The sequence below is a fragment of the Nocardioides sp. NPDC057772 genome (genome assembly GCF_042798075.1).
Taxonomy (GTDB): Bacteria; Actinomycetota; Actinomycetes; order Propionibacteriales; family Nocardioidaceae; genus Nocardioides.
Genome location: NZ_JBHVKN010000193.1, coordinates 1 through 9,741 on the forward strand (window position 1 = coordinate 1; position 9,741 = coordinate 9,741).

A 9,741-nucleotide genomic window follows, 5' to 3' on the forward strand; every position below is an offset into this window, starting at 1 on the left:
GATGGGCATCGCCGCGCTCGGCGCGGTGCTCTCCCACCGGGTCGAGGACGTGATCACCGACGGCATCCCGCAGCTGGTGGCCAGCGGGAAGGTCACTCCCGAGCAGCTCCAGAGCCTGCAGAGCGGCGGGCTCGCCGACCCGGCGAGCATGCCCAGCGCGATGCAGGCCCTCTACGAGCACGCCTTCGCCGTGGCCACCGCCGACCTCTTCCTGGTGGCCATCCCGTGCGCCCTGCTCGCGCTGGTCGCTATCGTGGGCATCAAAGAGGTCCCGCTCAAGACGACCGTCGAGGACCTCTCCGAGACTCAGGCCCTCCCTGAGGCCGAGACGGAAGCCGAGGGAGCTGTTCGGAGATGACCGCCGCTGACGAGCCTGTCGAGGGCGACTCGATCGACGAGACCAGGGTGGAGTCGCTGATCCGGCTCGAGGCCGAGGTCGGCGTGCTCATGCGCCGAGCGAAGCGGGCGATGCGCATCCGCGGCCGGATGCTCCACCCCGACCTGCCGCCTGGTGGCTACATGCTGCTGACCTGGGTCGCCGAGCACGGTCCGCTGCGCGCCTCCGCCCTCGTCGACGGGCTCGGCATCGACAAGGGTGCGGTGAGCCGGATGGTGCAGACGATCGTCGACCTGGGTCTGCTCGAGCGCCACCCCGATCCCGAGGACGGCCGGGCCAGCCTGGTCTCCGTGACCGCCGAGGCGCGCGAAGGGCTCGACCGCGTCGCGCGGGAGCGCCGCGTACGTTTCAGCGACCGGCTGGCCGACTGGAGTCCCGACGACATCGACCGGCTCAGCGCTATGCTGTCCAGATACAACGACGCCCTCGAACGCCAGGGCTCTTAGGGGATCCGCCGTGCTGATCTCTCCTGCAGGCTGACGTCATCCGGGACACACCCTGCTGGGCTCGGTTTTTCTGACTGATTCAAGGATGTAGGATTAGCCTGTGAGCGATCTCATCGATACCACCGAGATGTACCTTCGCACCATCTATGAGCTGGTCGAAGAGGGAATCGTTCCGCTGCGCGCCCGCATCGCCGAGCGCCTGCACCAGTCGGGTCCCACGGTCTCGCAGACCGTCGCCAGGATGGAGCGCGACGGCCTGCTGACGGTCGAGGGCGACCGCCACCTGCAGCTCACCGACGAGGGCCTGCGCCTGGCCACGCGAGTGATGCGCAAGCACCGGCTCGCCGAGCGGCTGCTCACCGACGTCATCGGTCTCGACTGGGAGCTGGTCCACGAGGAGGCGTGCCGCTGGGAGCACGTCATGTCGGAGACCGTCGAGAAGCGCCTGCTCGATCTCCTCGGAGACCCGACCGAGTCGCCCTACGGCAACCCGATCCCTGGTCTCGACGAGCTCGGCGGCAAGCCCGCCGACGAGGACTTCATGGCCGGTGTCCAGTCGCTGACCGCCGCCGCGGGCACCGAGCGGGCCACCGTCCTGGTGCGACGCATCTCCGAGGAGATGCAGAAGGACGAGTCGCTGATGAGCGCTCTGCGCCGCGTCGGCGCGACCCCCGACCAGACCGTCGCCATCAAGGCGACCCCCGACGGGGTGCTGCTCGGTTCCGGTGGCGAGACCGCGGAGATCATCCCCGAGGCCGCAGACCACATCTTCGTGAAGGCTCTCTAAAAACTGGCACACGCCTCTGGACCGATTAGGTCCTGAATGCTTAGGTTTGACGTGCGGGGCCTGCTGGAGAGAGATCTTCAGCAGTTGTCATGTCGAGACTTGCGGGGGTCTCCGGAGGGGAGAGCTCTATGGAGGTCGTTCATCTGCCCGCTCGCGGTCGCGAGCTGGATGAGACGTTCCGCCCAGTCGCCGTCCACCACACCGACACCGGCCTGACCCGTCACCTCGAGCGCGGCGAGGAGATCGTGCTCACCGACCTCGGTGGCGACTTCCACAGCGCGAAGGTGCTGCTGATCGACGAAGGCCCGGTCTACCACTTCTTCATCGGAGCCAGACTGTCGGTCGACGAGGCCGCCGGCCGCATGGCAGACCTGCCGATCCAGTCACGCTCTGCGTGAGGCCACCTCGGTGAGGAACTCGCTGGTCCCCACCTCCAGCTTGTACGTCGCCTCCCCGTCACCCCGGGTGGCACCACGGTTGACGATGACGACCGGGATCCCGGCCTTCGCCGCCCGGCGCACGAACCGGTAGCCACTCATCACCGCCAGGCTCGAGCCCGCGACGAGCAGCACGCCCTTCCCCTCGTGCCGCTCGCCGCGGAGCTCGGAATCGCTTGATTCCTCAGCGAGGGCGTCGACCGCGTCCATGCACCGGGTCACCCGGTCCTTGGGGACGTTCTCCCCGAAGAAGACGACGTCGGGCTTGAGGATGCCGCCGCAGATCTCGCAGTCGGGCACGACGAAGTCCTGGGTCTCCTCGAGGGCGACGTCACCGTCGGGGCGGGTCTCCACGTCGGCGTGCGCCTCGGCCCAACCCGCATTGAGGGCTTCCATCCGCTCCTGAAGAGCGCGGCGCGGGCTGAGCGTGCGGCAGGACAGGCAGATCACGTCGGCCACCCGGCCGTGCAGCGGCACGATCCGGCCGCTCCGGGCCAGCTCCGGCGCCGCCTGCTCGTGCAGCCCGTCGACGTTCTGGGTGATCAGCAGCTCGGGGTCGATCGCGGCCAGGGCCCGATGACCGGCGTTCGGCACGGCGCTGCCCATCCGCCGCCAGCCGAGGTGGCTGCGCGCCCAGTAGCGCTGCCGCTCCTGCGGTCCCGAGACGAACTGCTGATAGGTCATCGGCTGCCGTGCCGGGCTGCCGGGGCTGCGGTAGTCGGGGATCCCCGAGTCTGTCGAGACGCCGGCGCCGGTCAGCACCACGAGGCGCCGGTCCTGGAGGAGCGCCAGGGCTGCTGCGTACGAATCCTCGGCGATCGCCCCGGGGGCGAGGGTCACGAGGCGTACCTGGCCCCGGCGCGGGCCTTGCGCTTCGCGGCCTCGACCTCGCGGTTCTTCTTGGGGGCGTTGGTGACCAGGTCGTCGAGGAGATGCCGGGTGACGTGGGCGATCTCGGCGACGGCTCGGTCGAAGGCCTCCTGGTTGGCGGCAGAAGGCTTCGTGGTGCCGCTCACCTTGCGTACGAACTGCAGGGCGGCAGCGGTGACCTCGTCGTCGGTGGCAGGCGGCTCGAAGTTGTGGAGCGGGCGGATGTTGCGGCACATGCCAACCACGGTACTCGGATTGCCGCGACGGTCACCGGGATCGGCCGGGTGTGCGGGAAGGCGCCTGGCCTCGAGGAAGCGGGGGCACCGGGCCGCCGTTGGGGCCGGCCCCCTTGGGCGTGCCCTTGGTGCCTCTGGACGTGCCTCTGGTCTGCCTGGCGTCGTCGCCCGGGGGCGCCGGACGGGGCACGACGCCGTCCTCGAGCAGCTGGCTCGCCATCAGCGCCGCCTGGGTGCGGTGGCTGACGCCGAGCTTGGCGAGGAGTCCGGTGATGTGGTTCTTGACGGTCTTCTCGGCCAGCACGAGCCGGTCGGCGATCTGCCGGTTGGAGATACCCTCGGCCAGCAGCACCAGGATCCGCCGCTGCTGTGGGGTCAGCTCGGCGACCACCTCGTGCATCCGGCGGCGCTCCTCGACGTTGTGCACGACCTTGGCGGCGGCCTCCGGGTCGAAGAGGGTGTGGCCGCTGGCCACCAGGCGTACGCCGGAGACCAGGCTCGTCGCCTCGATCTGCTTGAGCACATAACCGGCGGCACCGGCCATGATCGCCTGGCTCATCACCTCGTCGTCGGCGTCGGTCGCGAGGATCATGCAGCGGATGTCGCTCTTCATCGCCAGCGCCTCACGGCACAGGGCAACCCCGGAGGAGTCGGGCAGGTGAGCGTCGAGGATGAGTACGTCAGGGCGGAGCGTCGCGATCAGCGGGCGTGCCTCGGCGGCCGTGCGGGCCTCGCCGACGACCTCGATGTCGGACTCGCGCAGCAGCACCGTCCGCACGCCGACACGCACGACGTCGTGACCGTCGGCCAGCAGAACGCTGATCACCGCGTCGCCCACAGGCTCGTCTCGCTCATCTCGTGGTTGGGGATGGTGCCGAAAGAAACCGCTTAAGAGTATCCCTATTGATGCAACATTTGATCACTCAGATACCCGTGCCGTCTCGGATTTCGTTGCTTCTGGAAAGGTAGCCGTTATGACGACTTCTCGCGATCTCGACATCGTCCTGTTCGGCGCGACCGGTTTCACCGGGGGTCTGGTCGCCGAGTATCTCGCCGAGAACGCACCCGACGGGCTGCGGTGGGCGCTCGCCGGGCGTTCCCTGTCGCGTCTGGAGAAGGTCCGCGACGGGCTCGGCTCCGCCGACGTCGAGCTCCTCCAGGCCGACGTGAACGACTCTGCTTCGCTGGCCACCCTGGCGGCTCGCGCCCGGGTCGTGATCACCACCGTCGGGCCCTACCTGGAGTTCGGCGAGCCGCTGGTCAAGGCGTGTGCGGAGGCAGGCACCGAGTACGTCGACCTCACCGGCGAGCCGGAGTTCGTCGACCGGATGTTCGTGATGTACGACGCCGTCGCCCGCGCCAACGGCGCCCGGATCGTGCACGCCTGCGGCTTCGACTCGATCCCGCACGACCTCGGCGCCTATTTCACGGTCCGCGAGCTCGGCGCCGGCGGCGAGATCACCGGTCCGCTGACGATGAAGGGCGTCGTACGCTCCAACGCGACCTTCTCGGGAGGCACCTTCCACTCGGCTTTGGGGCAGATGTCGCGGCCCCGGGAGATGGCGACCGCGGCGCGCGAGCGCCGGGCGCTCGAGGGGCGGCCGGAGGGACGTACGTCTCGATCGGCGAAGCCGCGGATCGGCCGCGACAGCGAGCTCGGCTACTGGCTGCTGCCGCTACCGACCATCGACCCGGCGATCGTCGCCCGCTCCGGGCGGGCTCTGGAGGCGTACGGTCCCGCCTTCACCTACTCCCACTTCGCCGGCATCAAGACGCTGAGGTACGCCGTCGGCGGTGCGGTCGGAGTCGGTGCCCTCGCCGCCGCGATGCAGGTGCCGCCGCTGCGGGCCAAGCTCGGCGAGCGGGTCAAGCAGGGCACCGGACCGTCCGAGGCTCGTCGGGAGAAGTCCTGGTTCACGGTCGACTTCGTCGCCGAGACAGACGGTCGCAAGATCCACACCAAGGTGTCCGGAGGCGACCCGGGCTACACCGAGACAGCGAAGATGCTCGCCGAGTCGGCGCTGTGCCTCGCGTTCGACACGCTCCCCGAGACCTCCGGGTCGGTGACCACGGCGGTGGCGATGGGCGACGCGCTCCTCGATCGCCTGCAAGTCGCGGGCATCCGGTTCGACGTCGTCGCGCAGAGCTGACCGTACGGCCGAGGCGCTCGAGTGAATCAGAACTCCTCCGGGAATCAGCGGCACATCGACTGGTCGGCCGGGAGGTGGACCCATGAGCCGGCCGCGGCCCGGGTCACGCCCGAGGGCGTCCTGCTCGCAACCGCGGTCGAGAGCAGCGATGCCTGGCGGCACACCTCGTACGGGTTCGTCCACGACACCGAGCACGCGCTGGTCGCGCCGTTCGCCCCGGGGTCGGCCATGGAGGTCGAGTTCGGCACGCCGTTCTCCGAGCAGTTCGACCAGGCGGGGATCTTCGTCCGGGCCTCGGACGAGCGCTGGGTCAAGGCCGGTATCGAGTTCGCCGACGGTGTCCCACAGATCGGCGCGGTCGTGACCGACGGTCGATCGGACTGGTCGGCCTCGTCGGCTCCCGCATGGGGCGACACCCGGGTGACGTTCCGGGTCAGCTGGGCGGACGACGCTCTGACGATCCGTGCCCGCAGGGAGGATGCGAGCTGGCAGCTGGTGCGCCTGCTTCCCTTCGAGGCGCGCGAGGAGGTGACCGCGGGGCCGTTCCTCTGCGCTCCGACGCGTGCGGGCCTCGAGGTGCCGTTCTACGACTGGCGAGCGGGGGCGCCGGATGGCTCGCTGCACTGAGGGTATCCGCAGGTCAGCGGCCACACCGGGCCGATCCGGGATGGTGTGGCAGGTGGTTCGTGGTGCCCCAGGCAAGAGTCGAACTTGCGACCTTTCGCTTAGGAGGCGGCTGCTCTATCCACTGAGCTACTGGGGCATTCGCAGATATCTTGCCATGGTGGCGGGTAATACTACGGTTTGGGGTTCGATGCGGTCAGGGGCCAAACTTGGGGCCCTCGCGTAGGTTGAGTCACCGTCGACTCAACCCGAATCCCCCCGATGACAAGCGACGAGTGACGGTGATCTATGCCTGACCCCTCCCTGCCTCCCCGCCGTGGGGGTGCGGATTCTGGCTCGGGCGTGTCCGGATTCGAGTGGATGTACGGCGCCGACGAGGCTGCGGGCAGTGAGTCTGGGGGGACTCGTTCCGGCCGTGGCGCACGGGCCGCAGACGTACCGATCGACCAGCCGTCGACGGAGCCCGGTGGTGGACGTCGGGCCGCGCGTCCGCAGTCCGAGTTCGTGTCGCCGCCGCCTCCGGGCCCGGGGCCGGGGTCAGCGGGCGGTGGTCGCCGCGCTGCGCGTCCGGTTCGTCAGGAGCCCGTCGATCATTCCGTCGCCGAGCCGCCGCGTGTCGAGCCTCTCCGCGTCGAACCGGTGCGGCGGCAGCCGACCCGGGCCGAGCGCTACCAGGCGATGGGCCGAGGGGGCTCGGGTGCGTCGCCGACGCCTGCCCCGCCGTCACCTCAGGAGTGGAGCGACCCGGACGTGACCGCCGTCGCTCCGGCGCTGCGCGAGACACCGCGCCCCGCGCGGCACGTACCCCCGCCGCCTGCACCCGTGCCCTCCGCCGAGGAGACCGCGGTCGCGCCCGTGTCGGACTGGTATCGCCAGGACCCTCAGGCTGCACCTTCCGCGCCCAAGGCTCCCGACCAGCAGCTCGCCCCGCCGGCTGCCCGCGAGTTCGACTGGAATGCCCCTGCCCCCGCCGACCGGCCTCGTGGACGTACGTCCTCACGCGACGAGCTGCACGAGGCCCGTCACGAGGCCTACCCGCCCGCGGGGCGGCACGGTGCTGCGTACGCCGCTGGTTACGACGACGAGCCCTATGACGACTATCCGTCCCAGGGTGGCTATGACGAGCCGTACGCCCCCTACCCGGGCGAGGACGAGGACCGCGACAAGCCGCGGATCAGCGTGTGGCAGATCTTGGGGTCCTCTTTGCTCGTGCTGGCTCTGATCGTCGGACTGTTCGCGGTCTACACGTACCGGCATCTAACCGGAAACATCAACACCGTCAGCCTCGGTGAGAAGGCCTCTGACCTCGGTCCGAAGGAGCCGATCAACATTCTCGTGATGGGGTCGGACAGCCGTGATTGCAAGGGCTGCAACGTCGATGGCCTGACCGACGAGGGCCAGCGATCCGACACGAATATCTTGCTGCACCTTTCTGCTGACCGGACGTTCGCTTACGGCGTTTCCATTCCCCGAGACACGATGGTGGACCGGCCAGCGTGCAAGAACGAAGACACTGGCACGAAGACCGAACCTGCCGATTACGTGCGCTGGAATGAGGCGTTCGCTATCGCTGGCCCGTCCTGCACGATTGCCCAGGTCGAGTCGGTGGCCAACGATCTCTGTGGTGAGAAGTGCGACGTACAGGTCAATCACGTCGTCGTCGTCGACTTCTCGAGTTTCAAGGGGATGGTCGATGCCATCGACGGGGTCGAGGTCTGCATCCCCGAAGAGGTCGATGACAAGTGGACCGGCGCTCACTTCGATGCGGGCACGCAGAAGCTGACGGGCAAACAGGCCCTCAACTACGTGCGTCTACGACACGGCCTCGGTGATGGCGGTGACCTCGACCGGTCCAAGCGGCAACAGGCTTTTATCGGGTCGATGGCGGCCAAGTTGCTGTCCGGAGACACCCTGTCCAGTCCTACGAAGGTGCTCAGCTTCCTGAACGCCGCTACCAAGGGCTTGACCATGGACGAAGGTCTCAAGGACAATCTCGACACGATGGCGAAGATCGGCGCCGGTTTCCGGAGCATCGGAATGGAGAACATCAAGTTCCTCACCATTCCGACGGTTCCCGATCCTCAGAGGCCAGACGTCACTGTCGTCCTCGATGAGGAGAAGGCGAGAAACGTCTTCAAGGCCATCGCCAACGACAAGCCGCTGACCAAGAAGATCGCTGCCGGGGCGCTGGACGCCGGTCAGGCTGCTGGCAAGAAAAGCAAGGACTCAGGCGACACGGCGCCTGACAACGGTGCGACCGACGGCGAGACCGCGAAGACGGCGCCCTCTGAAGATGCTGGGGCCGATGAGCCGTCGGATACGGCATCGGACGGTGCCAGCGGTGGCGCTTCCGAGGAGGAGCTTGCCCAGATTGCCGAAGAGGCGAAAGCGGCGCGTGAGCGCGCGGGTCTCTGCTGATGGATGAGGACACCTCTCCCGAGACGGCAGGGCCGGAGGGGTCCGAGGAGCCGGAGTGGAAGCGCAAGCAGCGGCTCGCGCGGATCTTCGGTGACGTACTTCCCGAGACGACCCAGGACGAGCGGGAGTCGTCGGCCGATTCGGAGGAGTCGGCCTCGGACCGGTGGCTGAAATCGCAGGTGCCGCCTCACCACGGTGGGTGAGACGGCACCTGAGCGCGAATGGATCAGCGGACGCTGATGCTGTCGCGGATCTGCTTGAGGATGTCGATCTCGGTCTCGCCCGGGTCGGGGTCCGGGAAGAAGCGCTCCTTGGCGGCGGTGTAGGGCTTCACGATCATGAAGTAGACGACCGCGGCCATGATGAGGAAGGCGACCACTGCGGTCAGCCAGGCGCCGAGGCTGATGCCGTACGGCTCGTAGTTCGAGAAGTTCGGCGTGCCGCCGAGCTTGCCGATCAGGTCCATGATGATGTCAACCGTCGCGGTCACGACTGTCGCGAACGCGCCGCCCATGATGAAGGCGACCGCGAGTTTGATCAGGTCGCCCTGGAGCAGGAATTTCTTGAAACCGTCCATGTCTTGCTTTCTCCTGTTGCTCATTGTGTGAGGTGAAGGAGACCCGGATATGGCGTGCGTAGGCCGTCAGTACGCGAAGGTGAGATAGCCACCCACCCCTGCAGATGTGACGTCCTCGACGCTGTTCGCGGCGACTCCGACGATGACCAGACGCCCCGCCGAAGTGTTCGTGACGCCAAACCCCTCGGTCTTTCCTTGTGCCAGAGAATCATCGCCGCTGGCCTCGGTGGCTTGAGGGACGCTGAGGATCAGCGTGTCGGTGGTGACCCGGGCGGTCTCGGCGGTGGCGGGATCGGTGGCGTAGAGATCGACGGTGTCGCCGACGTGGAGGAGGCCGGCCATCTCGGCATCGGGAAGCCGGACCGGCACGGCCACCAGGTCGGGGTGTCCCTCGGTGAGCTCCGGACCCACGAGACGTACGTCGGTGACCGGCTCACCCCGCCGCAGCGGAGCCGCCAGGCGCTCACCGAGCGGCGCCTCGGCGAGGTCGGCGGGCACGCTGCCGGGTTCGGCCTCGATCTCGGTCAGGTCGGCAGCGGTGAGCACCGTGCCGACCGGCAGATCTCGGGACGCGACCGCCATCGTCGAGGTGTCGGGTGGGTCCGGCCGGGTGGCCGAGAACCCGATCGCGACAGCCGAGGCGGTCAGCAGGAACGCCAGCAGGCGTCGATGAGCAAGGACCCCGCGGCGTACGCGGCGGGAGAAGGATGTGATTCGAGTGAGCATGCCGGCACGCTAGGTCGCCGGCCAGATCCCCGCATCCCGATATCCACAGCCACAGACATGTTGTGGACAACCC

At 68.3% G+C, this 9,741-nt stretch carries 12 protein-coding genes, 1 tRNA gene and 1 pseudogene; 8 read left to right on the forward strand and 6 right to left on the reverse strand.

Annotated elements, in window-relative coordinates; all coding sequences use genetic code 11:
- From ACFVJS_RS22815 to ACFVJS_RS22830, 4 genes and pseudogenes are all read left to right on the forward strand, one after another.
- Positions 1-358: pseudogene (locus ACFVJS_RS22815) on the forward strand (MFS transporter); the annotation flags it as partial.
- The gene (locus tag ACFVJS_RS22820; protein WP_378885309.1) at positions 355-843 is read left to right on the forward strand and encodes a MarR family winged helix-turn-helix transcriptional regulator; all 489 of its coding nucleotides are present in this window, start codon (positions 355-357) and stop codon (positions 841-843) included. The pseudogene ACFVJS_RS22815 and the gene ACFVJS_RS22820, both read left to right, overlap by 4 nt.
- Before the next feature lie 100 nt (positions 844-943).
- Positions 944-1,630, forward strand: coding sequence for a metal-dependent transcriptional regulator (locus ACFVJS_RS22825; protein WP_378885311.1), 687 nt, complete (start codon positions 944-946; stop codon positions 1,628-1,630).
- Positions 1,631-1,758: 128 nt separating this feature from the next.
- A complete protein-coding gene (locus ACFVJS_RS22830; protein ID WP_008362798.1) occupies positions 1,759-2,028 on the forward strand; it encodes a hypothetical protein in 270 nt (89 codons plus the stop codon).
- On the opposite strand, the gene ACFVJS_RS22835 is transcribed toward ACFVJS_RS22830, so the two are convergent.
- Genes ACFVJS_RS22835 through ACFVJS_RS22845 form a run of 3 tightly spaced genes read right to left on the reverse strand, consistent with a single transcriptional unit; the run spans position 2,014 to position 3,999 of the window.
- Positions 2,014-2,907, reverse strand: coding sequence for a Sir2 family NAD-dependent protein deacetylase (locus tag ACFVJS_RS22835; RefSeq protein WP_378885314.1), 894 nt, complete (start codon positions 2,905-2,907; stop codon positions 2,014-2,016). The two genes, ACFVJS_RS22830 and ACFVJS_RS22835, sit on opposite strands and share 15 nt — an antisense overlap.
- Positions 2,904-3,173: a DUF2277 domain-containing protein gene (locus ACFVJS_RS22840; protein ID WP_378885317.1), complete on the reverse strand. Its 270-nt coding sequence runs from the start codon at positions 3,171-3,173 to the stop codon at positions 2,904-2,906. Before ACFVJS_RS22840 ends, ACFVJS_RS22835 begins: the two co-directional genes overlap by 4 nt.
- A 31-nt stretch (positions 3,174-3,204) precedes the next feature.
- Positions 3,205-3,999, reverse strand: coding sequence for a response regulator (locus ACFVJS_RS22845; protein ID WP_378885320.1), 795 nt, complete (start codon positions 3,997-3,999; stop codon positions 3,205-3,207).
- 148 nt (positions 4,000-4,147) lie between these two features.
- Between ACFVJS_RS22845 and ACFVJS_RS22850 the strand changes: the two genes are divergently transcribed.
- Together ACFVJS_RS22850 and ACFVJS_RS22855 are read left to right on the forward strand one after the other, a co-directional pair.
- The gene (locus ACFVJS_RS22850; RefSeq protein ID WP_378885324.1) at positions 4,148-5,323 is read left to right on the forward strand and encodes a saccharopine dehydrogenase family protein; all 1,176 of its coding nucleotides are present in this window, start codon (positions 4,148-4,150) and stop codon (positions 5,321-5,323) included.
- Between the two features lie 21 nt (positions 5,324-5,344).
- Positions 5,345-5,950, forward strand: coding sequence for a DUF1349 domain-containing protein (locus ACFVJS_RS22855; protein WP_378885327.1), 606 nt, complete (start codon positions 5,345-5,347; stop codon positions 5,948-5,950).
- 60 nt (positions 5,951-6,010) lie between these two features.
- Here ACFVJS_RS22855 and ACFVJS_RS22860 read toward each other — a convergent pair.
- A tRNA-Arg gene (locus ACFVJS_RS22860) sits at positions 6,011-6,086 on the reverse strand.
- Between the two features lie 611 nt (positions 6,087-6,697).
- Here ACFVJS_RS22860 and ACFVJS_RS22865 point away from each other — a divergent pair.
- Positions 6,698-8,365 carry an LCP family protein gene (locus tag ACFVJS_RS22865; RefSeq protein WP_378885330.1) on the forward strand — a complete coding sequence of 556 codons (1,668 nt, stop codon included), beginning with the start codon at positions 6,698-6,700 and terminating at the stop codon, positions 8,363-8,365.
- Positions 8,365-8,568, forward strand: coding sequence for a hypothetical protein (locus ACFVJS_RS22870; protein ID WP_378885332.1), 204 nt, complete (start codon positions 8,365-8,367; stop codon positions 8,566-8,568). The genes ACFVJS_RS22865 and ACFVJS_RS22870 overlap by 1 nt, the downstream gene beginning before the upstream one ends.
- A 23-nt stretch (positions 8,569-8,591) precedes the next feature.
- Here the strand turns inward: ACFVJS_RS22870 and ACFVJS_RS22875 are convergent, their stop codons facing one another.
- Entirely contained in the window at positions 8,592-8,942 is a 351-nt protein-coding gene (locus ACFVJS_RS22875; RefSeq protein ID WP_378885335.1) for an MscL family protein, read from the reverse strand.
- A 66-nt stretch (positions 8,943-9,008) separates the two neighbouring features.
- Positions 9,009-9,668: an SAF domain-containing protein gene (locus tag ACFVJS_RS22880; RefSeq protein WP_378885336.1), complete on the reverse strand. Its 660-nt coding sequence runs from the start codon at positions 9,666-9,668 to the stop codon at positions 9,009-9,011.
- Positions 9,669-9,741: the final 73 nt, after the last annotated feature.

Excerpts from the sequence above, each read along its gene's own strand:
- ACFVJS_RS22850 (WP_378885324.1), top strand. The coding sequence starts at position 4,148 with ATGACGACTTCTCGCGATCTCGACATCGTCCTGTTCGGCGCGACCGGT.
- ACFVJS_RS22830 (WP_008362798.1), top strand. The coding sequence starts at position 1,759 with ATGGAGGTCGTTCATCTGCCCGCTCGCGGTCGCGAGCTGGATGAGACG.
- ACFVJS_RS22840 (WP_378885317.1), bottom strand. The coding sequence starts at position 3,173 with ATGTGCCGCAACATCCGCCCGCTCCACAACTTCGAGCCGCCTGCCACC.
- ACFVJS_RS22820 (WP_378885309.1), top strand. The coding sequence starts at position 355 with ATGACCGCCGCTGACGAGCCTGTCGAGGGCGACTCGATCGACGAGACC.
- ACFVJS_RS22875 (WP_378885335.1), bottom strand. The coding sequence starts at position 8,942 with ATGGACGGTTTCAAGAAATTCCTGCTCCAGGGCGACCTGATCAAACTC.
- ACFVJS_RS22880 (WP_378885336.1), bottom strand. The coding sequence starts at position 9,668 with ATGCTCACTCGAATCACATCCTTCTCCCGCCGCGTACGCCGCGGGGTC.
- ACFVJS_RS22870 (WP_378885332.1), top strand. The coding sequence starts at position 8,365 with ATGGATGAGGACACCTCTCCCGAGACGGCAGGGCCGGAGGGGTCCGAG.